Origin of the sequence: Clostridioides sp. ES-S-0108-01 (genome assembly GCF_020662285.1) — a bacterium.
GTDB lineage: Bacteria > Bacillota > Clostridia > Peptostreptococcales > Peptostreptococcaceae > Clostridioides.
Map to the genome: position 1 here is coordinate 13,180 of NZ_JADGMN010000017.1, position 24,310 is coordinate 37,489.

At 28.7% G+C, this 24,310-nt stretch carries 29 protein-coding genes and 3 pseudogenes; 23 read left to right on the forward strand and 9 right to left on the reverse strand.

The genetic code is table 11. The features are described from left to right. Positions 1–6: 6 nt before the first annotated feature. The 12 genes from IR152_RS14610 (at position 7) to IR152_RS14665 (ending at position 7,225) form a co-directional block, all read left to right on the forward strand. On the forward strand, positions 7–333 hold the full coding sequence (locus IR152_RS14610) for a DUF2577 family protein (protein ID WP_227452669.1): 327 nt from the start codon (positions 7–9) through the stop codon (positions 331–333). Further along, the gene (locus tag IR152_RS14615; RefSeq protein WP_227452670.1) at positions 333–761 is read left to right on the forward strand and encodes a DUF2634 domain-containing protein; all 429 of its coding nucleotides are present in this window, start codon (positions 333–335) and stop codon (positions 759–761) included. Before IR152_RS14610 ends, IR152_RS14615 begins: the two co-directional genes overlap by 1 nt. Further along, positions 754–1,803, forward strand: a complete 1,050-nt coding sequence (locus IR152_RS14620; RefSeq protein ID WP_227452671.1) for a baseplate J/gp47 family protein — start codon at positions 754–756, stop codon at positions 1,801–1,803. The genes IR152_RS14615 and IR152_RS14620 overlap by 8 nt, the downstream gene beginning before the upstream one ends. Next, the gene (locus IR152_RS14625) at positions 1,804–2,421 is read left to right on the forward strand and encodes a putative phage tail protein (protein WP_227452672.1); all 618 of its coding nucleotides are present in this window, start codon (positions 1,804–1,806) and stop codon (positions 2,419–2,421) included. It begins immediately after the preceding gene. After that, the gene (locus tag IR152_RS14630) at positions 2,422–3,201 is read left to right on the forward strand and encodes a phage tail protein (protein WP_227452673.1); all 780 of its coding nucleotides are present in this window, start codon (positions 2,422–2,424) and stop codon (positions 3,199–3,201) included. A 17-nt stretch (positions 3,202–3,218) separates the two neighbouring features. After that, a complete protein-coding gene (locus tag IR152_RS14635; protein WP_227452674.1) occupies positions 3,219–4,949 on the forward strand; it encodes a glycine rich domain-containing protein in 1,731 nt (576 codons plus the stop codon). 11 nt (positions 4,950–4,960) lie between these two features. Beyond that, complete coding sequence (locus tag IR152_RS14640; RefSeq protein ID WP_227452675.1) at positions 4,961–5,254, forward strand: hypothetical protein; 294 nt, start codon at positions 4,961–4,963, stop codon at positions 5,252–5,254. After that, entirely contained in the window at positions 5,254–5,436 is a 183-nt protein-coding gene (locus IR152_RS14645; protein WP_227452676.1) for a hypothetical protein, read from the forward strand. Before IR152_RS14640 ends, IR152_RS14645 begins: the two co-directional genes overlap by 1 nt. A gap of 34 nt (positions 5,437–5,470) precedes the next feature. After that, positions 5,471–5,701 carry a hemolysin XhlA family protein gene (locus IR152_RS14650; RefSeq protein ID WP_227452677.1) on the forward strand — a complete coding sequence of 77 codons (231 nt, stop codon included), beginning with the start codon at positions 5,471–5,473 and terminating at the stop codon, positions 5,699–5,701. A gap of 15 nt (positions 5,702–5,716) precedes the next feature. Beyond that, positions 5,717–5,977, forward strand: a complete 261-nt coding sequence (locus tag IR152_RS14655) for a phage holin family protein (RefSeq protein WP_227452678.1) — start codon at positions 5,717–5,719, stop codon at positions 5,975–5,977. Beyond that, the gene (locus tag IR152_RS14660; protein WP_227452679.1) at positions 5,974–6,831 is read left to right on the forward strand and encodes an N-acetylmuramoyl-L-alanine amidase; all 858 of its coding nucleotides are present in this window, start codon (positions 5,974–5,976) and stop codon (positions 6,829–6,831) included. The genes IR152_RS14655 and IR152_RS14660 overlap by 4 nt, the downstream gene beginning before the upstream one ends. A 106-nt stretch (positions 6,832–6,937) precedes the next feature. After that, on the forward strand, positions 6,938–7,225 hold the full coding sequence (locus IR152_RS14665; RefSeq protein ID WP_227452680.1) for a hypothetical protein: 288 nt from the start codon (positions 6,938–6,940) through the stop codon (positions 7,223–7,225). A gap of 58 nt (positions 7,226–7,283) precedes the next feature. Here the strand turns inward: IR152_RS14665 and IR152_RS14670 are convergent, their stop codons facing one another. From IR152_RS14670 to IR152_RS14685, 4 genes and pseudogenes are all read right to left on the reverse strand, one after another. After that, positions 7,284–7,601 carry a hypothetical protein gene (locus tag IR152_RS14670; RefSeq protein ID WP_227452681.1) on the reverse strand — a complete coding sequence of 106 codons (318 nt, stop codon included), beginning with the start codon at positions 7,599–7,601 and terminating at the stop codon, positions 7,284–7,286. A 37-nt stretch (positions 7,602–7,638) separates the two neighbouring features. Next, positions 7,639–7,980: pseudogene (locus tag IR152_RS14675) on the reverse strand (type II CAAX prenyl endopeptidase Rce1 family protein); the annotation flags it as partial. A 588-nt stretch (positions 7,981–8,568) separates the two neighbouring features. Then, entirely contained in the window at positions 8,569–9,024 is a 456-nt protein-coding gene (locus IR152_RS14680; RefSeq protein WP_227452683.1) for a hypothetical protein, read from the reverse strand. 227 nt (positions 9,025–9,251) lie between these two features. After that, positions 9,252–9,671, reverse strand: coding sequence for a helix-turn-helix domain-containing protein (locus tag IR152_RS14685; protein WP_227452684.1), 420 nt, complete (start codon positions 9,669–9,671; stop codon positions 9,252–9,254). Positions 9,672–9,982: 311 nt separating this feature from the next. On the opposite strand from IR152_RS14685, the pseudogene IR152_RS14690 reads away from it, so the two are divergent. Beyond that, positions 9,983–10,282, forward strand: a pseudogene (locus IR152_RS14690) (MerR family DNA-binding transcriptional regulator); the annotation flags it as partial. A gap of 323 nt (positions 10,283–10,605) precedes the next feature. On the opposite strand, the gene IR152_RS14695 reads toward IR152_RS14690, so the two are convergent. Next, positions 10,606–10,755: a hypothetical protein gene (locus IR152_RS14695; protein WP_021358895.1), complete on the reverse strand. Its 150-nt coding sequence runs from the start codon at positions 10,753–10,755 to the stop codon at positions 10,606–10,608. A 326-nt stretch (positions 10,756–11,081) separates the two neighbouring features. Here IR152_RS14695 and IR152_RS14700 point away from each other — a divergent pair. From IR152_RS14700 to IR152_RS14710, 3 genes and pseudogenes are all read left to right on the forward strand, one after another. Continuing rightward, a pseudogene (locus IR152_RS14700) lies at positions 11,082–11,844 on the forward strand (RNA-guided endonuclease TnpB family protein). Between the two features lie 36 nt (positions 11,845–11,880). Further along, positions 11,881–12,165, forward strand: coding sequence for a transcriptional regulator (locus IR152_RS14705; RefSeq protein WP_395970747.1), 285 nt, complete (start codon positions 11,881–11,883; stop codon positions 12,163–12,165). 31 nt (positions 12,166–12,196) lie between these two features. Beyond that, a complete protein-coding gene (locus IR152_RS14710) occupies positions 12,197–12,406 on the forward strand; it encodes a hypothetical protein (protein ID WP_227452685.1) in 210 nt (69 codons plus the stop codon). Positions 12,407–12,621: 215 nt separating this feature from the next. Here the strand turns inward: IR152_RS14710 and IR152_RS14715 are convergent, their stop codons facing one another. Next, positions 12,622–13,020, reverse strand: a complete 399-nt coding sequence (locus IR152_RS14715; RefSeq protein ID WP_227452686.1) for a helix-turn-helix domain-containing protein — start codon at positions 13,018–13,020, stop codon at positions 12,622–12,624. A 632-nt stretch (positions 13,021–13,652) separates the two neighbouring features. Continuing rightward, positions 13,653–13,796: a hypothetical protein gene (locus IR152_RS14720; protein ID WP_227452687.1), complete on the reverse strand. Its 144-nt coding sequence runs from the start codon at positions 13,794–13,796 to the stop codon at positions 13,653–13,655. Positions 13,797–14,229: 433 nt separating this feature from the next. Here IR152_RS14720 and glpK point away from each other — a divergent pair, with 433 nt between their 5' ends. Then, positions 14,230–15,744, forward strand: a complete 1,515-nt coding sequence (glpK, locus tag IR152_RS14725) for a glycerol kinase GlpK (RefSeq protein WP_227452688.1) — start codon at positions 14,230–14,232, stop codon at positions 15,742–15,744. Between the two features lie 111 nt (positions 15,745–15,855). On the opposite strand, the gene IR152_RS14730 is transcribed toward glpK, so the two are convergent. After that, positions 15,856–16,485 (reverse strand): TrkA C-terminal domain-containing protein, encoded by a 630-nt coding sequence (locus tag IR152_RS14730; protein WP_003438469.1) that lies wholly within the window; start codon positions 16,483–16,485, stop codon positions 15,856–15,858. Between the two features lie 583 nt (positions 16,486–17,068). Here IR152_RS14730 and IR152_RS14735 point away from each other — a divergent pair. The 4 genes from IR152_RS14735 to IR152_RS14750 are packed head-to-tail and all read left to right on the forward strand — an operon-like array spanning position 17,069 to position 20,840. Continuing rightward, the gene (locus IR152_RS14735) at positions 17,069–17,860 is read left to right on the forward strand and encodes a LamB/YcsF family protein (protein ID WP_227452689.1); all 792 of its coding nucleotides are present in this window, start codon (positions 17,069–17,071) and stop codon (positions 17,858–17,860) included. Between the two features lie 28 nt (positions 17,861–17,888). After that, positions 17,889–19,109: an NRAMP family divalent metal transporter gene (locus IR152_RS14740; protein WP_227452690.1), complete on the forward strand. Its 1,221-nt coding sequence runs from the start codon at positions 17,889–17,891 to the stop codon at positions 19,107–19,109. Positions 19,110–19,128: 19 nt separating this feature from the next. Beyond that, complete coding sequence (gene pxpB / locus IR152_RS14745) at positions 19,129–19,824, forward strand: 5-oxoprolinase subunit PxpB (RefSeq protein WP_227452691.1); 696 nt, start codon at positions 19,129–19,131, stop codon at positions 19,822–19,824. A 29-nt stretch (positions 19,825–19,853) separates the two neighbouring features. Continuing rightward, complete coding sequence (locus IR152_RS14750; protein ID WP_227452692.1) at positions 19,854–20,840, forward strand: biotin-dependent carboxyltransferase family protein; 987 nt, start codon at positions 19,854–19,856, stop codon at positions 20,838–20,840. A gap of 284 nt (positions 20,841–21,124) precedes the next feature. On the opposite strand, the gene IR152_RS14755 is transcribed toward IR152_RS14750, so the two are convergent. Further along, entirely contained in the window at positions 21,125–21,691 is a 567-nt protein-coding gene (locus IR152_RS14755) for a helix-turn-helix domain-containing protein (protein ID WP_227452693.1), read from the reverse strand. 352 nt (positions 21,692–22,043) lie between these two features. Here IR152_RS14755 and IR152_RS14760 point away from each other — a divergent pair, with 352 nt between their 5' ends. Together IR152_RS14760 and IR152_RS14765 are read left to right on the forward strand one after the other, a co-directional pair. Then, positions 22,044–23,111 carry a mandelate racemase/muconate lactonizing enzyme family protein gene (locus IR152_RS14760; protein ID WP_227452694.1) on the forward strand — a complete coding sequence of 356 codons (1,068 nt, stop codon included), beginning with the start codon at positions 22,044–22,046 and terminating at the stop codon, positions 23,109–23,111. Between the two features lie 28 nt (positions 23,112–23,139). Continuing rightward, the gene (locus tag IR152_RS14765) at positions 23,140–24,300 is read left to right on the forward strand and encodes a DUF819 domain-containing protein (protein WP_227452695.1); all 1,161 of its coding nucleotides are present in this window, start codon (positions 23,140–23,142) and stop codon (positions 24,298–24,300) included. Positions 24,301–24,310: the final 10 nt, after the last annotated feature.

Consider the following 24,310-nt stretch of genomic DNA (forward strand, 5'->3'; position numbering starts at 1 on the left):
GATACAATGGCTAATCCAATAAATGAATTTATAGGAATAATAAGAGAAGAAGGAAAGTATCATAATCAACCTTCTTTTTTTATTGGAAGAATTAAAAGTAAATTACCAGATTTAAAAATAGAGACAAATAACATCATATTAGAAAAAGAAGATATTTTAATAGACAGCTGGTTATTCGATAGACAGATAGAATCATTTGATACAGAAACAAGTCAAGAGCATAAGCATGAAATAAAAAATCCATTTATAGATAATTTTGAACCTGAAGATATGGTAATAATGTTTAAAATAGGCGAAAAATTTGCTGTTGTAAGTAAGTTGGTGAGCTTATAATGAGTACAATATTTCCTTTTATAGGTGTGCCAGAAGATTATATCTTGCCTAAAACAGAAGAATTGCAAATATTTCGTGAAGTCGCATGGAATTTTGAAAAAGATGAACCTATTTTAGAAAAAGGTGATTTTAAGATTGTTGAATGTAATGAAGCAATAAAAATTTGGGTGTATAAATGTATTAAAACTAACAAATATGAGCATGAAATTTATTCATGGGATTATGGAACTGAATTATCTGAATTAATAGGACAAAAGTACAGTAAAGAACTTGCAGAAAGTGAAGCTAGTAGATATATAAAAGAATCTCTATTAGTTAACCCGTATATTTTAGATGTTAATGTTGAGAATACAAAGTTTACAGATAATTTATTAAGTGTAGATATACAAATTTCAACAATTTATGGGGAGGTGGAAGTTAATGTATAGCACACAAACATATGATGTAATTAAAAATAGAACTCTATCCAATATAGATTTAGACGTCTATAAGGGTGAGGGTTCTTTTTTAAATGATATGGTATCTCCAATCAATACCGAATTAGCTAAGTTTTATATAGAACTTTCATATCTCCATAAAAAAGTTTTTATCGAGGATAATTTTGACGATTTCTTGGATAAGCGGGTAAACGAGTTTGGAGTATATAGAAAGTTAGGAACAGAAGCAACTGGAGAGGTTATATTTGAAGGAAAAGTCGGAACAGTTATTCAAAACGGGACTATTATTTCTTACAACGATTTACTATTCGTAGTAATTAAAGATATAGAAATAGGTTCTGAAATTGAACAAAATACAAGTCAAGTACAAGCTCTAGAGGTTGGAATTAGATATAATATACCTGCAAATACTGAATTTAAGCTACAAAACGAAATAAGCGGTATAACTAAAATTTATAACAATTTAGCGTTTCAAGGTGGCACTGAAATAGAAACAGATGAGGAATTAAAAGAGAGATTCTATAAAATACAGAAAAATCAAGCTACAAGTGGAAATAAGGCTCACTATGAAGAATGGGCTTTAGAGGTCGAAGGAGTATATAATGCTAAAATTTATCCAAGATGGGATGGTCCAGGAACAATTAAAGTTTTGATATTTGGAGAAAATAATCAAGCTGTTGATACAGAGGTAATTGAAAGATGCAAAGAACATATCGAAGAAGAAATGCCAATAGGTCCTGCTTTAACAGTTTTGACCCCAACTATTTTAGATATAAACATAAGTGCATCCATAAAATTAGAAGCAGGATACACACTAGACTTTGTAAAAGAAAGTTTCTTAGAAAGTATTAATAATTATTTAATAAATGTAAATAAAGAAATAATTTATACTAAAGTAAGTGCAATACTTGCAAGTGTGGAAGGTCTACATGACTTTAGTAATTTACTATTAAATTCTAAATCTGAAAATATAAGTTTTGAAGAGGACAAAGTGCCAAGCGTAACAACACTAGAATTTAGCGAGGTGGTTTAATTGAAATTAATTGATAAACTGCCAAGTTTTTATAACAATTCTATTACTAGTAAAATACAAGATGCTTATGACATAGAATTAGAAACACTTAGAGAAATATATGACGATACCTTTGACCAGTTTTTTCTTGACACAGCCACATGGGGACTTGATTACTGGGAAAATATTTTATCTATTAAAAATAGATTCGATTTAAGTATAGAAGACAGAAGAAGTAATATAAAAGCTAAAATGCGTGGAAAGGGTACAACTACTATAGAAGTTATAAAAGCTATAGGAGAAGCTTATACAAAGACTAATGTTAATGTAGAAGTATTTAGTAATCTATTTAGTTTTACACTAAGTTTTATAACAAATAATTGCAGTTATAACACTATCTTAGAATTAGATAAAAAAATAGAAGAAATAAAACCTGCACATTTAGAGCATAAATTTGAGATGATTTTATTTAATCAAAATCCTATGTTTGCAGGTTTTATAATGAATACAGGTGAAACAGTTACAATATATCCATATACTCCAACAAACTTTGAAAGTTTTGGAGAATTAACCATAGCTACAGGTAATGATAGGAGTATGGAAAAAGTAACTTTATACCCAAAACAGGAGGCGATATAATTGGCAGAACAAAAATATTATACCCTTTTAACAAAGGTTGGCAAGGCATCTATTGCAAATGCTACTGCACTTGGCAATAAAGTAGATTTAGTTAAATTACAACTTGGTGATGGAGCAGGAGCAGAATACAATCCAACGGAAGAACAGTCCGAGCTTAAAAGAGTAGTTTGGGAGGGTTCTGTAAATAATGTAAAGATAGACGAAGAAAATCCAAACTGGGTAGTAATAGAAACTGTAATACCAGGTAGCGTGGGCGGGTTTATGATAAGAGAGGTCGGGATATTTGACTCATTAAATCAACTAATAGCAGTATCTAAATATCCAGAAACATACAAACCAACTGCTGATAGTGGAAGCGTAAAAGATTTAGTTATAAAGATTATTTTAGTAGTTTCTAACACTTCGAGTGTAAATTTAAAAGTAGACCCTACTGTTATATTAGCAACTTTAAAAGATATACAAGACCTAGATGCTAAAATTGATACAACTAAAACAGAGTTAACAACCAACATAGAAACTGCTAAGACAGATTTAGATGCTAAAATAGGAGATACAACACTACTTGAAACAACAGATAAAACAACTCTTGTTGGTGCAATAAATGAGGTAAAAACTAGTGTAGATAGTATAGAAACAACAGCAGAGAAAACAAGTTATAATAATGCAACAAGTAAACTTACTGCTACTACTGTGCAAGGAGCAATAGATGAAGTTGTTAGAAAAATAGAAAATTTCAATGAGGTTAATATATCTATACAAAATGATATGTTGCCTATTTAAGATAGGGGAGTGATATAATGCAAACGGAATGGAATTTTAATTATACAGGGAAAGGTGAAACTGTTACTTTACCAGTTGGTAAGTATAAACTTGAATGTTGGGGTGCTGCTGGTGGTTGTGCTAGTGGTGTTCCTAAAGATTCTGGGAGTCGTGGTGGTTACACTAGTGGTGAATTAACACTAAAAAAAGAAACAACGTTATATGTTTATGTTGGGCAAGATGGAGGTGACCCTAGTAATACTGATATTATAGGTGGTTTTAACGGAGGAGGCGGAGGTAATGTTGCCAAAGGTGGAGGTGCTACAGATATAAGACTCGACGGATATACTACAACTCAATGGGATGCTCCTTGGTCAATTCCTTCTCGTATAATTGTTGCAGGTGGTGGAGGTGGTATTGTCCAGGGGTATGTTAATGGTAATGCACATGGTGGTGGTGAAAAAGGTGGTAATGGTTTTGCTGATACTGCTTATGCGTATGCTCCTGGAGGTACACAATTTAATGGTGGTAGAGGTTATTCTGGAAGTCAAGATGGTGAATTTGGTTATTCTACTAGTGTTCTTCCACAAAATGATGTAGGTGGTGGTGGTGGTTGGTATGGTGGTGCTAGTTGTGCAAGGAGTACTGCTAATAGATTAGAATGTAATGGTGGTGGAGGAAGTGGTTATGTTTTGACTAAAGATAGTTATAAGCCTATAGGCATTAATTTTAGCGATAGACTTCCTACATCTGAATATTATATGACAAATCCTATTTTAGTAACTGGTGGAAATACTACTTCTAAAAATGGTTATGCTAAAATAACATTACTACAAGCATTACCTTTTTTAACAGTATTATCTTATAACTCAACTACAGCAACATTCAAAGCTGACCACACAGACCCAGCGATGTTAACTAAGATAGAATATTTTATAGATGATGTATTAAAAGAAACAATAACAACAGATTTGACAGAAGAAAAAACAATTAACTACACATTAGAAGATAATGCACTACACACTTTAAAAATAGTTGTTACAGACAGTAATAATGCTACAGTAGAAAAAGTTTTAACTATCAGCAAAGGCATTGCACCTTTGCCAAGTAGTTCTAGTTTAGAAGATGTTACAAACAAATGGATGGAAATTAAAGATGCATTTAAATCTGGTAAAACAAGTATTATAAATACTTTAGCACTTAAAAATGTTTCAGTTTCATTAGATAACACACTAGTAGAATTTTCAGAGAAGATAAAAACATTTTTTGATAGTAGCGACGCTAGTTTAAGTCAATTACAAGGTCAATTAACAAGTGCTAATAATACTATATCACAATTAAATGCTAGATATAAAATTGCCAGTGGGCGGACTGACCCCGTTTATACAGGTGGTGTTGAAAAAGTTCTTGTATATAATGCAACATATGAAAAACAATTTTATAATTGGATTACTATTAATAATTTAGGTTTTAAGCCTAATATTTTTTATGCTGAGTGTGATTATGTTAATAGCTATACTAAAAGTAAAAACAAACTCTTTGTTTTTGCATGTTGTGATGTACCTACTTTCTCTAATAAAGATTTTGTATTTACTTGTGATATAAATTTGAGAAGCGTTGATAATGATTATACTACTACTTCTCATGGTCTTTACTATAACAATAAGCTTGATGTTAAATTTACTGATAATCTTATTCATATGCCTGCTTTTACTGCTGTTAATGCTGATGCGAGCTATTTTTGGCGCGCTATTAAATTTATTATTTAGGAGGTGATAAAGTGAATAGAGCAAATAGAATAATATACAACCAAACAGGTGAAATACTTTTACAGACAGGAGAAGCGACAGGAGACGTATTAGAGCATGATATAATAACTGAATTGTTTTATATTGATGTTCCGTATGGAAGTATAGATTATAATAAAAATAGAATTATAGGTATAAATATGAAAACTAAACAACCAATTTTAGAAGAAGTACCAATCTATTTAAGCGAAGAAGAAAAGAGAATACAAGAGTTAGAAAATCAAATTTTGCTAAATGAAAACGAGAAAGTAGGAGGATTATTATAATGAATATAAATAATGTTGTTGTAAGAATATTAGCAGAAAGGATTTTAAATAAAGGATTAAATCCTTTGAAAAATCGAGAATTTCAATTAGATGATGTAACTAACACAGATTACAGAAAAGCTGTAGAGGATTACATTATAGAGCATAGTGGAGTAGTAGAAGGAACAGAACCAACAAAATAGGTTCTTTTTTAATATAAAAATTTAGGAGGCTTACATGAATGAAGAACTTTTAGAAGCTAACTTAAAAAGACACGAAACAAGAATAAATAAACATGGAGAAGAAATAGACGAATTAAAAATAGCGAATATAGAGTCTAAAGCAGAATTAAAAGCCTTGTGCGAGAATTTAAACTCCCTAACAAATATGCTCAAGTGGCTAATTGGAACAATGATTACAACACTTTTAGGATTCTTTATATTTACAATACAGAAAGGAATATTTTAATTATGAGGAAAATAAATGAATAATTTAATAAGTTTTATACCAGAGCAGTTGCTAATTTTAGTAGCTGCTCTCTCTATTATAGGTAAAGGTTGCAAAAAATATAAACAACTAAACAATAAATATATTCCAGTAGTGTTATTAGTACTTGGAATAGGTTTTTCAGTGTGGATGTTAGGATTAAATCCAACTTCAGTCTTACAAGGTGTAATTTGTTGGGGTATATCAATAGGTATAAATCAAACTTACAAACAGTTAAAGGAGGAAAATAAACAATGAAGATATGTATTACAGTAGGACACAGTATTTTAAAAAGTGGTGCATGTACTTCTGCTGATGGAGTGGTTAACGAGTATCAATACAATAAATCTCTTGCACCAGTATTAGCAGATATATTCAGAAAAGAAGGTCATAAGGCAGATGTAATAATATGCCCTGAAAGACAGTTTAAAACTAAATTAGAGGAAAAAACTTATAAAATACCTAGAGTTAATAGTGGAGGATATGACTTACTTATAGAATTACATTTAAATTCAAGTGGAGTAGATGCTTTTGGAACTGAAGTATTTTACTATAGTGAAAAGGGAAAAGAATATTCCCAAAGGATAGTAGATAAATTATCTAAACCTTTTATAAGAAAAAAAGGAGATAAAGAAGTAGGCAATAGAGGTGCTAAATTAGATAAAAGTTTATATATCTTAAATAGTTCCAAACCTACAGCAATACTGATTGAAAGTTTTTTCTGTGACAATAAAGAAGATTATGAGAGAGCTAGAAAGCTTGGGTATGAAGGAATGGCTAAGCTAATTGTAGGAGGAGTTTTAAATAAGGATATCGATAATACAGAGGTGAAAAAGATGGTTAAACATACAATAGTGTACAGTGGTGATGATAAAGTATCAGCAGACATTTTAGGACTATATTATAAGAGAGCAAAAGAAAGTTATTTAGTTGTAGATGTGAAAGACTATAAGCCACATCAAACTCAAAATTTATATGTAATTGGTGGAGTAACTTGCAATAAGATGAAAGAAATAAGTAAGACTACAGGAGAAAAATTTACAGAAATTTATTCTGATGACGTGTGGTCAACAATGGATATAGCTAGAGAGTTTGTAAGAGCTAAGCTATAGACTTAATATTTTGTTATAAATAATTATGAAAATATGGAAAAATATGTTTAATATGATTTTAATTAAGGTATAAAATATAGTAACTAAATGATAAGGGGTGGATAAGATGTTAATACATGATAAGAGTTTTTATCCAAATAATGTTTATCCAGCAATAGACTTTCTAAAGATAAAAAGACAACTAAAATCAATATACAAGAATGATTTATCAGATTGTGGAAATATATGTATAATAGAAAGAAAAGAATATTCTATAAGTATAAATAACATAGGTGAGATAAATATATATTATAATTTAGAATATGAAAATAAGATACAAAGTATAGTTGATGAGATTGAACAGTTATTTAAGTCTCAAGTTAAAAATTTTAGTGTATCAAAATTTAAGCATTGATGATTAGAAGGTAGAAACTGGAATTAGTTGCTACCTTCTTTTTTAATAAATTTAAAGTTTATAGAATAATATACATCTTTCTAACTAAATAATACAACACTGTTGTTATAATAACTGCTAATATCATTGCTATTATTGCAATATCTAATTTTCTTGTGAATAAACCTATTGCTATGTACTCAAGTCCTATTACATAGCGATAAAGTACTTCCAGTTTAACAGTCTTTTTTCTATCTATATTTCCATACTTTAATTCTAATTTATCTAAATATTCATTACTACAAAAACCAAATTTGTGTTTAATTAAGGATATTATTGTAGTTAATATTATAATTCCTGTTCCAGTAAGTATAAGATAGATATTCCAAACGTTCATATATTATATCTCCTTTACATAATAATTTTTGTGTGTTTTATTTATATTCTTTTGTAAATAGAAATGGGACATAAAAAATTATAACAACTATAGACACTATTAATATATCATAATAAGTAATAATTGATTCTTTTGAATTTGAGATAAGAAAAGCACTATTACTTAAAATATGAACTATAGCACAAAACCATATATTTTTAGTTTTTATATAAAGATATCCTAAAAATATTGAAATTCCAATTATATGTACTGAACGTAATATCAATCCTAATATTGGCGTTTCAGGTGTATATAATGTAAATATTAGTGGTAAGTGCCACAAACTCCAATACATGCTTAACATTACAACTCCTAATTTTTTGCCAAATTTATTAAAATATTACTTTCTTTTTTATAATTGCTAACTCATATTGTATTAAATTAAATTTCTTAATCAAAGTATAGCAGTATAACAAGTATAAAAAGTATCTAAAATATTACAACTATTAACAAATCGCATAAAACTAGGGCAAAGGTTGTAACAATAAAATGAACGAAAATTGTCATACTAAAACATAAGACACGCAATAATTGTATTAGATAGGCTCTTGAATATATACCAAAGTACTCTTTTAAGGATAAGATATTATGCTGACACTTGACTGACAAAAGTTAAGAAAATAAATAGTATAAACATTAAAAAACGTTGACAAATAGCCATGTATATAAAATAAAATGAACACTAAAGATATGTTACGAAAAGAAGATGTTTAACATGAAAGTAGCAATAGCATCAGGTTATATATTGCTAGGAAAAGATACAGTAGTATTGTATATAATGTCCTATTTCATTGAGAAGTATTTTATAGTTTAAGTCATTAATTAAAAAAAAAGCAATAAAAAATAACATATAAAAATTCAAAAAGGAGTTGAGCTTAAAACTTGATTAGAAAAAATCAATTTTAAGACAACTCCTTTTTTTATTAAATTACTGTCTATTAACCAAAATAGCTATTTTAGCATCTGGATTATAACTTATCTGAACCATTTGATTTTTCTTAATATGTTCAAGGTCTTCGCCACCATAAGCAATTTGTAACTTAACTGGTAACTTACCTTGTTTTATAATAGCAATATACTCTTTTTTACCTTTTTTCTCTAAACTAATCAAATTGCCAACATAAGGTTTAAAGTTCTGATACTTTTTACTAGAATTTCTTATGTAGAAGAAAGCACCAACAGCAATAACTAAATTTATGCCAAGTGTAACCCAAGAATTGATTTTAAGCATAGCTCCAGCGATTATTATCACGAACATTAAAACGATAGGTAATATAGCTTTCTTAAGAAGCAATTTACCCATTATTTCATTAGCCTTTTTCTCAGGGCCACTCATAGTTTTTGACCTAGCAAATGATTGCGCGAATTTGTCTCTTAAGCCCATTTTATCCTCCTAATTTTAATAAATATTTAGTTATAATAACGAGATATTACTTGAAACTAAAAATTTACTACATTTATATTATGTTTGACTTTTGTATAAATAATTACATTCAAGTAAAGCAAAATATACTAATTATTTTATCATAAAACTATAAAAAAGAAAATAAATGAAATAAAAATATTAGAACTAAGAAATGGTGTAAAATCGTATCAAAAGCAACATAAAAATTATTTATCTATTTTCTTATCTTTATTTTTATTATACTCAGTTTTTCCTAAATCTTTCTCTTTTTCGTATTCATGAAGTTTTAATTCAATCATACCTTCTATTTTGGCCTTATCATAATCATTTAGCTTTCTAAAATTATTTAAAAGGTTTATTTCATTAGAATTTATGCTATTAAGTGGATAGTTTGAGGAGGAATCGCAAATTAAATCTGATTTATGTGATAGATTATCTCCATTTAATAGCCAATCCACTGAAACATTAAATATCTCAGCTATAGATTTTAATATTTCATAATTTGGTTTTCTAATATTTCTCTCAAATTTACTTAAGTTATCACAGTCTAACATTTCTTCTAGCTCATATTGTTTGAGGTTTTTTGTTTTTCTCAAATAAACAATTCTTTCTCCTAAAGTATCCATAAACACTCTCCATTCAATTAATGTCACAAAGACTTTTTGAGATGTAAATAATTGAAAAATAAAGGTCAAAATGACATAAAAAATATTGACTTAAGGTCAAAATGACTTTATAATTAACTTAATGATACGAATTTACATCCTAATTTTAGCACAAAGTAATCAAAAAATCTTATTTAGTATCAAATAAATTTATATACTTAATATTTGTACATATTAAAAATATATACTAAATAAAAGGAGGTTATCTTTAGTTAATGAAAACATAGATAAATATAGTTATTTACAATAAGATATAGCCAAGAAGTGATTATATGAAAAATAATAACTATAAACCAAAAGAGTTTGCAGAGTTAATTAATATTTCAGTCAGAACTATGCAACATTGGGATATTGAAGGGAAATTAAAGGCTTTTAGAACTCCAACAGATAGAAGATACTACACTTATGAACAATATTTAGAATATAAAGGGATATATAAAGAACAAGTAAATAGAAAAACTGTTATTTATACAAGAGTTTCAACTTCTAATCAAAAAGATAATTTGAAAAATCAAGTAGAGTTTCTTAGACAATATGCAAATGCTAAAGGAATAATAGTAGATGAAGTTACCTAGGATTATGGAAGTGGACTAAATTATAGTAGCAGGTGTGTAGACTAAAATATAAAAATAAATATAAATCACTTAGAAAGGAAAGTTGATTAAAAAGTAGCTATGCACACTCGTGACTTTGGTCATGAGTTAGTAGCTAAAATAGTCAGCATATAGGGAAACTTATATGTAGAGATAGGATAGAACCTATCCAATACTACTTGAATTGCTAAAAACCCCTAAAGCTAACCAAACTAAAACATAAGGATGAAATAAACCTAAGTGTGAAAGTTACGAAAGTAGAAAAAATTGGTTAGATGGTATAAGGTTAAATCCTAAGTACTTTAAAATGGGCAATCAGCAGGTAAGCTCCGAATAGGAGAAACTTCAACGACTATTCCTCTTGAGGGAAGTACACTACAAGCTATTGGTAGTGGAAGTGGGTAGACCTTAACGGATAATGCCGAAGGATAAGATATAGTCTGTGCTTGCATGAAAGTGTAAGAAGTTCATAAGAGAACTGCATAGGTAGTAGCGAACTTATGTGAACGACAACCTCAAAAATGATAAAAGTTAAGACTTACGGTTCTTACATATGTTATTTAAAAATAAATATAAAAACCTTCGAAATAATTGTTTTAAATAATTACGTTTGTTAATATTAGGATGGGTGATGAAAATGGAAGTGAATCAGATATGTATATTTAGTACAATACTATATAGTATAGTATGTAAAATATAGACATTCAGTATTAACATAATCTATTAACCAGTATTAACATAATCTATTAACATAATCAGAAAAAACAATTAAAGTGAGGTGATAGTAGTGGAAAAAGCTTATAAGTTTAGAATGTATCCAAATAAAAAACAGCAAGAGTTAATTAACAAAACTTTTGGATGTTGTAGATTTGTATATAATAAGTATCTTGCTAAAAGAATAGAAGTTTATAAAAATGATAAAGAAACTTTTACTTATAAACAGTGCAGTTCTGATTTGACCAATTTAAAAAAAGAATTAAAGTGGCTTAAAGAACCTGACAAATTTTCACTACAAAACGCCTTAAAAGATTTAGAAAAGGCATATAAAAAATTATTTAAAGAAAAGGCAGGATTTCCTAAATTTAAATCAAAGAAAACTAATAGATTTTCATATAAAACTAACTTTACAAATGGAAATATTATGTACTTTAGTCAATATATAAAATTACCTAAACTTGGTATGGTTAAAGTAAGGGATAAACAAGTCCCTAAAGGGAGAATACTTAATAAGGGAGGATACTTAATGTACTATATCTAGAGAACCAAGTGGTAAATATTATGTATCATTATGCTGTACTGATGTAGATATTGAAGCATTATACAAGGCTAATTGGCATGGTAGACAAATTGTAAAGGTAGGTAAATTCTTTGCAAGTTCACAAATATGCAATAAATGTGGGTACAAAAACGAGGAAGTTAAGAATTTAAATATAAGAGAATGGATTTGTCCTTGTTGTAATGAAACTCACGATAGAGATATAAATGCAAGTATAAATATACTAAAAGAAGGATTAAGACTAATAAAAGTTCAAAATAAATAACTTATGTAAGAACCGTAGGAACTACGGGGATAGCCTGTGGAGAATACATATTTTAGTATGCAAGATTCTATGAAGCAGGAACCCTGTGACTTTGTCATGGGAGGTTCAGAAATGGATGCTCGAAAAAAATGGATACCTTTTTTGGGAGTACAAGTCAAGCAAAGGCTTATTGAATTAAATATGACTCAAAGAGAATTAGCAAAGAAAATAGGTGTTAATGAAAACTATTTATCAGCTATTTTAAATGGAAGAAGAACAGGTAAAAAATATAAATCATCAATTTATCAATTGCTTAATATAGAATATTCAGAAGATGATTAATAAATAGTATATAAAGTAGGTGAATATTCTTGTGTGTAAATTAGATTCAGATGGATTGATAGAGTGCTGTAGAGCAATTGATGATTTTATTACAGCTCTTAATGGTGTAAAAAGTTTAAATATGGAGAGACTGAATATTTTAACTAAGTACTCTAGTACATGTTCAAGCCTTCTTAAAGAGGGTAATTACAAAGGATGTACAATTGTATATAAAAAGATGCTGGAAGAATTAAAAACATGAATAATGCATTTCTTAGGAATATAAATGATACATAGAAATGTACAATGTTTTTCAAAATACGTAAACTAAAATATGGATAAGATAATCTAATATTATAAATATGCTTGAAATTGTACTACACTTGCTTTTAAATAACCTAATATCCATATTTTAGTAATCTACTACAAAAAAATAAAATTAATAGATGATGTAAAATCGTATCAAATTATGTATATTTAAACCATTTTATCTTCATTATTATTAGAGGAATGCTTTTTTAAGTCTTTGTATTCAGATATCTTAAGTTCAAGTATTCCTTCTATTTTTATTTTATCACGTTCATTTAGCTGTCTATAGAGATTTAATATTGTCATCTCATCATTAGTCACATGTAGGTAATCTTCTTTCTCTTCTTTTACACTATTATTGGAGTTTACTTTTTCTTTACCATACAGAAGCCAGTCAGTTGTAACATTAAAATAATCAGCTATTGACATTAGTATATCGCAATTAGGTTTTCTATCTCCGGTTTCATATTTACCTAAGTTTTCAAACTTTAAGATATCCATAAGTTTACGTTGTGTAAGTTTTTTTGAGTTTCTCAAATAAGCAATTCTTTTTCCTAAAGTATCCACAAAATACACTCCTTTCTTTTTATATATAATGTCTAGACGACATTTAAAAATTAAAAATATCTAAATTTATAACATGAAACTATTAAATTAAAGTCTAAATGACATTTTACTTAAATTAATATGCTCATAATATGATTTTAACATATTATAGTTGAAAATATGTGGTTTATTTTGATTTGTATATATTTCGATAGGTGTACTTGTTATAAAACATGAAAGAGTTTATGAATAGATTTTATAAATTAACTTATAAATTTATTTTTATAATCTAAGATTGCATTTTGATTGATTATAAAAATGAAAAATAGTAAGAGAATAATAGTATTATATTGTAGTATATGTTAATCAATCATAAAAAATTATGCATTTAATATTTAAGACTAAGTATTTAAGATATAAGATAAATTTACAATATAATACTATAACACTCTTTTATCTAGTTTTGTTTTCTTTATAGAACAATAATATTAAGAATACCAGTAAATTTATACAGAGTACTGTTATATACATCTGTTTAAACCCTGAATTTAGAGTAGATTGTAGTGTATTATCTATTTTGGTTCTATTATTTTCTATTATTTTCTATGGAATTTATATAATCTAATTTTGATTTATCAAAAGCTTTTGGTATTTCAGTTTTTACTTCCTGTGTTTTTGCTAAAATTGCTTGAAGCAATTTTTTTGCTGTTCCATTGTATTAAGTCTTTTTGCATATCTTTCTTTTTATTTATAGAATCATTTAACTTACTTTGTAGTTTTTTCTTTTGAGATTCCATTACTCTTAATTTTTTAATATATGATTTTAAGCCTTCAAATTCTATATAAAGGTTTGTTGAGTATGAAAAAAATATTTTTATTATAATATTGCATACTAATTTATCGCCATTAAAAAATTTTTCTTTTTCTAAAGCTTCCTATACTTTACTTGAAAGTTGTTTATGAAAAATCATCTTTGTACTTTTCTATTTTAAAAAATTATTGTATTGAATATTATGAACGTTGTTTATTATATACCTTTAAAATTTATTAATTAATATGTAAGCTATAATGTATAATATTATTATCTAGATATGATAGAAAATAAGTGTCTTATTATAAATATCTAATCTATTAAATTTATATTAAGTATGATTATTTATTGAAATATGTAATATTAGATTTTTCTTTTTAATAAATTAAATATTATTATATGATAAGGAGAATGTAGTGATGGAAAAGAAGTATGTAATGGCATTAGACCAAGGAACAACTAGTTCAAGAGCTATACTATTTAATAAAAAAGGAGAAATAGTAAAAATTGCACAAAAAGAATTCAATCAAATTTATTCAAAAGCTGGATGGGTAGAGCATGACCCTATGGAAATATGGGGTTCACAAAGTGGGGTAATGAGAGAAGTTATAGAAACAGCAGGCATAAGGCCAGAAGAAATTGCTTCAATAGGAATAACTAATCAAAGAGAGACCACGATTGTTTGGAGTAGGTATACTGGCAAACCAATTTATAATGCAATAGTATGGCAATGTAGGAGAACATCAGAAATATGTGATGAACTTAAAAATAAAGGATTGGAAGAATCAATAAAAGAAAAAACAGGTCTTTTAATAGATGCATACTTTTCAGCAACAAAAGTAAAATGGATATTAGACAATGTAGAAGGGGCTAGAGAAAAAGCTGAACAAGGTGAACTATTATTTGGAACTATAGATACATGGTTAATATGGAATTTAACACGTGGAAAAGTACATGTAACAGATTACTCAAATGCATCTAGAACAATGATGTACAATATAAATGATTTAGAATGGGATAAAGATATACTACGAGAATTGGATATACCAATAAGCATGTTGCCATTAGTAAAACCTTCTAGCTATGTTTATGGTCATACAGATGAACGCATGTTATCAGGAGCTAAAATACCTATTGCTGGATGTGCTGGAGACCAACAAGCAGCATTGTTTGGTCAAAATTGTGTTGAAGAAGGAACTGCAAAAAATACTTATGGAACAGGTTGTTTCTTACTTATGAATACAGGCAGTAACATAGTTAAATCTAAGCATGGTTTACTTACAACAATTGCTTGGGGTGTCGATGGAAAAGTAACATATGCATTAGAAGGAAGTATATTTATTGGAGGAGCGTCTATTCAATGGCTTAGAGATGAATTAAAGATAATTGAATCTGCAAAAGATAGTGAAATGTATGCAAATAGGGTAGAGGATACTAATGGTGTATATGTAGTGCCAGCATTCACAGGTCTTGGAGCTCCATATTGGGATATGTATGCTAGAGGGTCAATCTTAGGTCTTACAAGAGGGGCAAAAAAAGAACATATAGTAAGAGCTACATTGGAGTCAATTGCTTATCAGACAAAGGATGTTTTAGAAGCAATGCAAAATGATTCAAAATTAAAACTAAAGTCATTAAAAGTTGATGGTGGAGCAAGTAATAATAATTTCTTAATGCAATTTCAGTCAGATATATTAAATGTAGATATAGATAGACCAAAGATAGTAGAAACTACAGCTTTAGGAGCTGCTTATTTAGCAGGATTATCTGTTGGATTCTATATTGGAAGAAATGAAATTACGTCAAAGTGGTCAGTAGAAAAAGAGTTTAATCCAAATATGAGTGAAGAGAAGAGATGTAAGTTATATAAAGGTTGGAAAAAAGCTGTATCAAGAGCTTTAAACTGGGAAAAAGAAGATGAATTGGATGTTTAAAAATTAATCAAAGGCAAATTTATTTGACTTTAAAAAGAGCTTTATGTAAAATATGAAGCTCTTTTTTTATTATTAATTCTGAATTTTGTACAATCATACTAAATCGTATACTTATTTTTCATTTTCATATAAAAACATTGGTATAGAGTTGTAAATGTGTTGGTCACCAACAACTAAGAGAATATCCCCTTCTAAAAATTCAATATACGGTCCAGGAGATATTATAAGTTCTTCACCTCTTTTAATTGCAACTATTGTAGCGCCTGTATTTTGCCAAAATTTAGTTTGTGCAGCTGTTTGACCAATATATTTGCAATTAGAGTTTATGGTGAACTGAACGGGCACTAAAGGATTGATTATTTCAAGTCTGTTAGAATAGTCTAAAATTTTATTTATAGTATCTAATATTTCATTTTCTAAATTAGATTTAGTATCTATTAAATTATAAAGTGTTGATTTATATGATGATATATTTGTAATATCCCTATATTTTTTTATAAAAGAAGAAGCTTTGTCTGGAGATAGTACAATAACACCTTTACCCTTTATGCTTTTAACAACGCCAATGTCCTCTAAAATTTTTACGGCTCTTCTTATCGTTTCTGGAGATACATTGTATTTACCAGCTAAAACAGAGCGTCCAAATAATACTGAATCTTCTTGTATTTCGCCCGTGTATATTTTATTTGCAATATCCAACGCTATTTTTTGGTATATTGGCATCGTATAGTTTTTATCCATTGTTTTTCCCCCAATACAAAATTTATGTTAAAAAATATATAATCTTAACAATACTATTGTATAATTTATAGGTTTATATGTCTATAATATGTACAAATATTGTGCATGTTTTAAAATAATATTTTAACATGCATTTAGTATACATGATTTTATTATGATTAAAACTATATACGAATTACTTATAAAAATATAAAAATATTTTACTTACAAAGAATGATAATTATATAGATGAAACAAACAAATGAATGAAGAAAAATGATTCTGTCTTGCATATAAAGTGATTAAAGATGAAAAAAATTTTAAAAATGAAGGCTAAGACCCTTGTTTTAAATAAAAATAATTAATTATTAACTAAAAAATGGTAAAACATTTTTTGAAAAAGAAATACAAATGAATGGTTGATTAAAATAATTGCAAAAATATTCCTTAAATGGTAAAATTATATTAATTAAATGCAATAGAATAGTTGTAAAAATAAAATTGAATACAAGTAATAAAATATTTCATGCAATATATAAAATAAACAAAATTTAAAAATTAAAACTACTTATTCTATCAAAATGTTAGCAAGGGGGGTCATAAATTGTATAAAGTAGATTTAAATAGTGATTTAGGAGAAAGTTTTGGAACGTATAAGATTGGTTTAGATGAAGAAGTATTAAAATATATTTCATCAGCTAATATAGCTTGTGGATTTCATGCAGGGGATCCTAGTTATATGAATAAAACAGTAAAACTCGCTAAAGAAAATGGAGTGAAAATAGGAGCACATCCAGGTTTTCTAGATTTAATAGGATTTGGAAGACGTGAGATGAAAATAACAAAGCAAGAAGCTAAAGATTATACAAAATACCAATTAGGCGCTTTAATGGCATTTGCAAATTCAAATGGATGTAACATACAACATGTAAAACCACATGGAGCCTTATACAATATGGCGGCCAGAGATAAAGATTTGGCTATGGGGATTTGTGAAGCTATATATGAAGTTAATAAAGATATCATATTGTTAGGTCTATATAATAGTGAAATGATAAATTCGGCTAAAGAGATTGGGCTTAGATTTGCAAATGAAGTGTTTGCAGATAGAGCTTATGATAATAATGGTTTTTTGGTTCCAAGAAGTGTAGAAGGGGCAGTTATACATGACACAAAATGTGCAATAGATAGAGTTGTTAAGATGGTAAAAGAAGGAACTGTAGAGACTTTAACAGGTGAAGTTATATATATCAAAGCAGATTCTATATGTGTACATGGAGATAATCCAAAAGCAATAGAGTTTGTTAAAGAAATAAGAAAGCGTTTTAAATTAGAAAATATAGAAGTTTGCCCATTAGAAAATATGGAAGTTTATTCATCAGAGAACATAGTATAAGGCTGATAACATGAGGGGGAAATAAAATATGAGTACAAAAGATATTACAGATAAAGCTAAAAATAAAAAAGATGTTGGAGCACTTATAGGGGCTGCGTTTATAATGGCAACATCAGCAATTGGACCAGGATTTTTAACTCAGACAGCACAATTTACTCAAGATTTTGGGTCGAGTTTTTCATTTGTAATCTTAATTACAACAATTCTTTTTGTTGGGGCTCAAGTAAATGTATGGAGAGTAATTGGCGTATCAGGTCTTAGAGGTCAAGATATAGCAAATAAGATAGTGCCTGGACTAGGTTATTTAGTAGCTTTTCTAGTGGCTCTTGGAGGATTAGCTTTTAACATAGGAAATGTTGGTGGAGCTGCACTTGGTATGAATGTAATGTTTAATATGAATATGACATTGGGAACTATATTAAGTGGATTAATAGCAATATTTGTATTTATGTCAAAAAATTCAAATTCTCTAGTAGATAAGATAACTAAGTTTTTAGCATTAGGAATGATAATTATAGTTGGGTATGTGGCAATATCAAATCATCCTCCTGTTAGTGAAGCAGTTTTTAAAATGGTAAAACCAGAAAACCCAAAAGGATTGATATTCCCAATAATAACTCTACTTGGAGGAAGTGTTGGAGGTTATATAACTTTTGCTGGAGGACATAGATTAATAGATGGTGGAATAACAGGGAAGGAAAATATAAAAGAAATAACTAAATCTTCTCTTTTAGGTATATTAGTTGCAACAATGATGAGAGTTCTTTTATTTTTAGCAATATTAGCAGTAGTTTCAAAGGGTCTTCAACTTGACCCAGAAAATCCAGCTGCTTCAGCATTTAAATTTAGTGCAGGAGCAATAGGATATAAATTCTTTGGTCTTGTATTATGGTCTGCTGCAATTACATCAGTTATAGGAGCTGCTTATACATCAGTTTCTTTCTTAAAGACGCTAAATTCTTTTATAGATAAGTATGAAAAATATTTCATAATAGCATTTATAGCAATATCAACACTTATAATGGCATTTGTAGGAAAACCAGCTACTTTATTAATTTTAGCAGGAGCTTTAAATGGATTGATACTTCCAATCACATTAGGAATTATGCTTATAGCATCTAAAAGAAAAGATATTGTTGGAGATTACAAACATCCTACATGGCTTTTAATATTTGGATTGATAGTAGTTTTAATATCTGCCTATACAGGAATAACTTCCCTTAGTAGTTTAGCTACTTTGTTTGCTTAGTCTAAAAGAGGTGACATTTATGGAAACTAGATACTTGCTATCAGGAGATAAGGCAGTGGTTGCTGAATTTGGAAATGAGATATCAGAAGATGTAAATAAAAAAGTAATTTCATTTATGAGAGCAATAGAAATATCAAGTCTTAAAGGGATTGTAACAGAGATGGTTCCAACATATAGGTCACTTATGATAAGTTATAATCCATTAAAAATAGATTTTGATAGTTTGATTGAGAGTCTGAAAAAAATAGAAGATAATTTGGAAAGTATAGTGTTACCAAAACCTAAAATACATGAGATTCCAGTATGTTATGACGAGGTTTTTGGTATAGATATTAAAAATGTTGCGAGTCACAATAATCTCACTGTAGATGAGGTTATAAAAATACACACAAGTAGAGAGTACTTAATATATATGTTAGGGTTTACTCCTGGATTTCCATATCTAGGGGGTATGGATGAAAGAATAGCTACACCTAGATTAGAGGTACCAAGAACTAAAATTTATGGTGGGAGTGTTGGAATAGCAGGTTCTCAGACTGGTGTATATCCTATCGATAGTCCTGGTGGATGGCAAATAATTGGTAGGACACCTTTAAAGTTATATGATGAAAATAGAGAAGAACAGATTTTACTTAGAGCTGGAGACTTTATAAAATTTGTTCCAATAACATTAGATGAATTTATAGAAATCGAAAAAAATTACTTAAGTATTTAAATATTGTTATAGTACAAGGAGTGGTATATATGGGGTTCAAAGTTGAATTGGGAGGTTTCCAAACATTAATACAAGATAGAGGTAGAGTTGGATACGGGCAATATGGTGTATCTGGATGTGGAGCAATGGATGAGTATGCACATAGAGTAGGAAATATATTGGTTGGGAATTCTGAAGAGGAAGCTTCATTAGAAGTTTTAATGTTAGGTCCTACAATTACATTTGATGAATATACACAAATAGCAGTAACTGGGGGAGACTTAGGAGCTAGAATAAATGGAAAAGAAATTCAAAACTGGAGGTCATATCAAATAAATCCAGGTGATGTATTATCATTTAGAGGTGTAAAATCAGGTGCTAGAGCATATGTGTCAATAGCTGGTGGAATAGACGTCCCACTTGCAATGGGAAGTAAGTCAACTTATACAAGAGCTAAGATTGGTGGATTTGAAGGTAGAGCACTTAAAAAAGGTGATTATATAAATACTTTCATTCAGGAAAAAGATTTTACAATAAATAAAAAATTAAATTCAAAATATATTCCGAATTATAGTTCAGAAATGGTATTAAGAATTGTAAAAGGACCTCAATATGATGCCTTTTCTAAAGATGAAGTAGAAAAATTTTTATCAAATGAATACAAAGTTACAAATGAAATAGATAGAATGGGTTGTAGACTAGATGGAGAGAGTATAAAGCACCTTAATGGAGCGGACATTATATCTGATGGTATTTCTTACGGAGCTATACAAGTACCCGGGCATGGAAAACCTATTATAATGTTATCAGATAGACAGACTAGTGGTGGTTATACTAAGATAGGAAATGTTATAAGTGTAGATTTGTATAAGTTGGCACAAGCAAAACCAAATGATGTAGTAAAATTTGAATTTGTAGATATATATGAAGCACATAGATTGCTGAGAGAACAAGAAGAAATGATTCAGGATATTTATAAGAGTATGAAGAATATAAGGATTGTCAAAGCAAAAGTATTAAGCGATATAGCAGTTTAATTTAATCTTAATAAACATAATATTTATTAGAATTTAAAATATAACTTACAAATAGCTATTTACTATTTACCATGATTAAGATGGTTTAGATTGGTTAAATAGCTATTTTTTAGTTAGACTAACTGCTCGCAAACTGGAAGTCGTTAATTCGTGGTACGCTTAATACCTTATAAAGTTTTTACAAAATAAATACCTTAAATCTAAATAAATACCTCAATTTGGAAATAAAAGTTATATGGAACTATTTTGTAGTATCTATAAAAAGTAGATATTTTATATCGAGTTTATTTAGATTTTATTGGCCAAATTGGAGGCGATATAACGCCATATCCACGAGCTATTGTATCTTTGCTTGGATTGATGATTTTATGTGCTACATTAGCTTTTATAAATGTTGAGTCACCTGGATTTAATCTCACTACCTTTTCACCCATACAAATATCAACCATACCACTTGTTACTACCATGATTTCCTCTGATACATGATAGATATAATTTTTAGTATCCTCACTTTCTGGTTTAAGTTCAAATTCTACAAATAAGATAGAAGGTGTAAACGCAGATGTAGGCATTGGAGATAATATTTCGTAAAACATTTCACTCTTTGGAAATTTCATCATAACTCTGTCTTCTTTTCTAATGACTAAATCATCAGTATTGTTATCATCCATAAACATATATAAAGGAGTGTCTAAAACTTCAGCGATTTTTCTCAATGAAGACAAGGATGGTTCAATAGCATCTCTTTCTATTTGAGAGATATAACTTATAGATAAATCAGTTAATTTGGAAACATCACTTAATGTTTTTTTCTTGCTTTTTCTTATATTTCTCATCTTTTCACCTAGCATAAGAACCTCCAAATAATAAAATTAATATAAAATATTCGCTTAAAACAAAGTAATTATAGCATAACATAGAACTAGTAGCAATAAGAATACATAGTAGATTTGGATAATTAAAAATTAATTAAAAGTAAATACAAATCTATGAAAATGAATTATTGCTGAATTAATATAAAGAAAATGATAATAAAAAAGAATTTAATGGAGGAGTACTAATTGAAGTAATATTATTAGAGTAGATTTTAGAAAAGAATAAATTTTCAGTAAATTACCTTGACATAAATATTGAAGTAATAATATAATTTTAAGTATAAAATTTAAAAAATTAAATTATAACTTTAAAAATGGGGAGGATTATATGAAGATAACAGACATCAAATTTGAAAAACTGAGAATTAAATTAAAAAAACCAGTAGTAGTTTCATTTGGAGTAATTGAATATGGAGAAAGTATAATTTTAAAAATTGAAACTGATGAAGGATACTATGGATTTGGTGAAGCTGCTCCTCTGGCAGCAGTCACAGGTGAAGTTTTGGATAATGTACTTTCAGTATTACTTATGTTTAAAAAAGAACTAATAGGGAAAGACCCGCTAGATATTGAAATGATACATACAATCATGGATGGAATTATCATAGGTAATACTTCTGCAAAAGCAGCTATTGATATAGCTTTATACGATATTAAAGGCAAGATTATGAATGTACCTGTTTATAAGGTTCTTGGAGGTTTTGATAATAAAGTTCAAACAGATATTACTATAAGTATAGATAAACCAGAAAAAATGGCAAGAGAAGCTTTAGAGAGAGTTAAAGAAGGCTTTAGGATATTGAAACTTAAAGCAGGAATAAATCCTGAAGACGATATTGAGGCTGTAAAGTTAATTAGAGAGGCTGTTGGAGAGAGTATAAGGATTAGAATTGATGCAAATCAAGGATGGAACGTAAATAGCAGTATAAATACTATCAAAAAATTAGAAGAATTTGATGTTGATGCAATTGAACAAGCACTTCCACATTGGGACTTAGATGGAACTGCTTACATAAGAAATAAGAGTAACACAAAGATTATGATAGATGAATCATTACATTCACCAGTAGATGCAATTAAAGCTATAAAAAAGAATGCAGTTGATACATTTAATATTAAGCTGATGAAATCAGGGGGAATATATCCTGCTATAAAAATCAACAACATAGCTGAGGCAAGCGGAGTAAATTGTATGTTAGGATGTATGCTAGAAACGAGAATTGGTATAACGGCAGCAGCAAATTTAATAGCATCTAAAAAGAACATAACAGAAGCTGACCTTGATAGTTTTATGTTTTGTGAAGAATCAAAAAGTATATCTGGAGGATTTGTAATGGATAGAGATATTATGAATCTTGTCAATAAACCAGGCTTAGGAATAGAAGTAAACTTATGATAAAATATGATAAAATTGGAGGTTAAATATGAATACACTTTTTTCAAATCCAGGTAGTATACTTGCTGTAATGACATCAATGATTGCATTGGGTTTTTACTTACAAAGATACAAAGCCATTAAAAGCTTAGGACCAGCACTTACAATAATCATAATGGGAATAATACTCTCAAACTTGAAGGTAGTTCCAGTAAGTACTGAGTTATATGGAACTATTTCTACATATGCTATTCCGGTTTCTATGACTATAATGTTGATGAGTGTTGATTTAAAAGAAATGACGAAGTTATCAAGAGAACCTTTGATTGCAATTTTTGTAGCGGTATTAACAGTAAGTATTATGGCGTTTTTATTTGGACTTGTATTTGCAGAAAAAATATCAGAAGGATGGAAAGTTGCTGGAATGTTTGTAGGTACATACACTGGAGGTAGTGCTAATCTTACAGCCATTGGAACAGGTCTTAATGTAAGTAGGCAGACTCTTGCTGCTGCAAATGCAGCAGATTATGTAATTGGAGTACCGACATTGATATTTATGTTTGCTCTACCGGCTATGCTAAAAAACTCAAAGAAGTTTAAAAAACTTTGGCCATATCATGTAGAAGAATCGGAATTAGAGGATTGTCAAAATGAAGAATTTATGGAGTCAAAAGAGTGGAGTATTAAAGATATCGCTTGGATGTTGGCTATAGGTTTTGTTGTTACAGAGGTTGCAACAATACTTGCTGGATATTTTAATTCAAGTTTTAGCAGTGCAGCAAGAATTCTTTTAGTTACAACAATTTCAATTATAATTGCTCAATTAAAGCCAGTAAAGAAATTAAAGGGAAATTTAGATTTAGGGTTATTTGTTGCATTATTCTTTTTATGTACTATAGGTTTTTCGGTAGATATAAAAGAGTTTTTAGGCTCAACTTTTACAATAACACTTTACTGTTTTAGCATAATTTTTGCTTCATTTGTTTTCCATTTATGTATAACTAGACTTTTAAAGATAAAGTATCAATATGTAATACTATCTATAGTAGGAGCAATTGCTGATGGTCCTACTTCAGCTTTAGTGGCTGCTTCTGCAAAGTGGAATTCACTTGTAAGTATAGCAGTCGTCATGGGAGTAATTGGTGGAGTATTAGGAAATTATGCAGGTATATCAGTGGCATATGCAATAAAGATGTCTTTGGGATTATAGGGGGGAGTTT

What these genes read in the sequence shown, in the direction of transcription:
- IR152_RS14610 (WP_227452669.1), top strand. Translation starts at nt 7, where the DNA reads ATGGCTAATCCAATAAATGAATTTATAGGAATAATAAGAGAAGAAGGA.
- IR152_RS14615 (WP_227452670.1), top strand. Translation starts at nt 333, where the DNA reads ATGAGTACAATATTTCCTTTTATAGGTGTGCCAGAAGATTATATCTTG.
- IR152_RS14620 (WP_227452671.1), top strand. Translation starts at nt 754, where the DNA reads ATGTATAGCACACAAACATATGATGTAATTAAAAATAGAACTCTATCC.
- IR152_RS14635 (WP_227452674.1), top strand. Translation starts at nt 3,219, where the DNA reads ATGCAAACGGAATGGAATTTTAATTATACAGGGAAAGGTGAAACTGTT.
- IR152_RS14645 (WP_227452676.1), top strand. Translation starts at nt 5,254, where the DNA reads ATGAATATAAATAATGTTGTTGTAAGAATATTAGCAGAAAGGATTTTA.
- IR152_RS14650 (WP_227452677.1), top strand. Translation starts at nt 5,471, where the DNA reads ATGAATGAAGAACTTTTAGAAGCTAACTTAAAAAGACACGAAACAAGA.
- IR152_RS14655 (WP_227452678.1), top strand. Translation starts at nt 5,717, where the DNA reads ATGAATAATTTAATAAGTTTTATACCAGAGCAGTTGCTAATTTTAGTA.
- IR152_RS14660 (WP_227452679.1), top strand. Translation starts at nt 5,974, where the DNA reads ATGAAGATATGTATTACAGTAGGACACAGTATTTTAAAAAGTGGTGCA.
- IR152_RS14665 (WP_227452680.1), top strand. Translation starts at nt 6,938, where the DNA reads ATGTTAATACATGATAAGAGTTTTTATCCAAATAATGTTTATCCAGCA.
- IR152_RS14670 (WP_227452681.1), bottom strand. Translation starts at nt 7,601, where the DNA reads ATGAACGTTTGGAATATCTATCTTATACTTACTGGAACAGGAATTATA.
- IR152_RS14680 (WP_227452683.1), bottom strand. Translation starts at nt 9,024, where the DNA reads ATGGGCTTAAGAGACAAATTCGCGCAATCATTTGCTAGGTCAAAAACT.
- IR152_RS14685 (WP_227452684.1), bottom strand. Translation starts at nt 9,671, where the DNA reads ATGGATACTTTAGGAGAAAGAATTGTTTATTTGAGAAAAACAAAAAAC.
- IR152_RS14695 (WP_021358895.1), bottom strand. Translation starts at nt 10,755, where the DNA reads ATGCAAGCACAGACTATATCTTATCCTTCGGCATTATCCGTTAAGGTC.
- IR152_RS14720 (WP_227452687.1), bottom strand. Translation starts at nt 13,796, where the DNA reads ATGGAATCTCAAAAGAAAAAACTACAAAGTAAGTTAAATGATTCTATA.
- glpK (WP_227452688.1), top strand. Translation starts at nt 14,230, where the DNA reads ATGGAAAAGAAGTATGTAATGGCATTAGACCAAGGAACAACTAGTTCA.
- IR152_RS14730 (WP_003438469.1), bottom strand. Translation starts at nt 16,485, where the DNA reads ATGGATAAAAACTATACGATGCCAATATACCAAAAAATAGCGTTGGAT.
- IR152_RS14740 (WP_227452690.1), top strand. Translation starts at nt 17,889, where the DNA reads ATGAGTACAAAAGATATTACAGATAAAGCTAAAAATAAAAAAGATGTT.
- pxpB (WP_227452691.1), top strand. Translation starts at nt 19,129, where the DNA reads ATGGAAACTAGATACTTGCTATCAGGAGATAAGGCAGTGGTTGCTGAA.
- IR152_RS14750 (WP_227452692.1), top strand. Translation starts at nt 19,854, where the DNA reads ATGGGGTTCAAAGTTGAATTGGGAGGTTTCCAAACATTAATACAAGAT.
- IR152_RS14755 (WP_227452693.1), bottom strand. Translation starts at nt 21,691, where the DNA reads ATGCTAGGTGAAAAGATGAGAAATATAAGAAAAAGCAAGAAAAAAACA.
- IR152_RS14760 (WP_227452694.1), top strand. Translation starts at nt 22,044, where the DNA reads ATGAAGATAACAGACATCAAATTTGAAAAACTGAGAATTAAATTAAAA.
- IR152_RS14765 (WP_227452695.1), top strand. Translation starts at nt 23,140, where the DNA reads ATGAATACACTTTTTTCAAATCCAGGTAGTATACTTGCTGTAATGACA.